General features: G+C 42.7%; 1 protein-coding gene. It reads right to left on the reverse strand.

Annotated features, from left to right (window positions below; translation table 11 throughout):
- Positions 1-236: transposase (locus tag LJE11_RS20985; RefSeq protein WP_227296446.1), on the reverse strand; the 236-nt coding region annotated here is incomplete at its 3' end.
- Between the last annotated feature and the right edge of the window lie 50 nt (positions 237-286).

Raw genomic sequence — 286 nt, forward strand, 5'->3', positions numbered from 1 at the left:
ACCCTTGCGATCTCTTTATGGAAATATCTTTCCAGTGCAAGGTACTTCCTGCCCAAGATAAACGTCTTACCGTTCCCGGAATCATAACACGTCATAAGATTATGGAGTCCCAGATCAATGGACAGTTCATGTCCGTTCTGTGGAAGTTCTTCCTGGTCAGGGACCTCATAAACAACAATAATTTTACAGCTTCCATTCTCCGGCGGATAGATCCGCAGCTGTTTGATCTGATCCATGCCCCTGAAAATCTTATTTTCAAGGTAAAGAAAGTTTTCATGGATCTGAT

It is taken from the genome of Blautia sp. DFI.1.216 (assembly GCF_020594215.1).
Taxonomy (GTDB): Bacteria; Bacillota; Clostridia; order Lachnospirales; family Lachnospiraceae; genus Blautia_A; species Blautia_A wexlerae.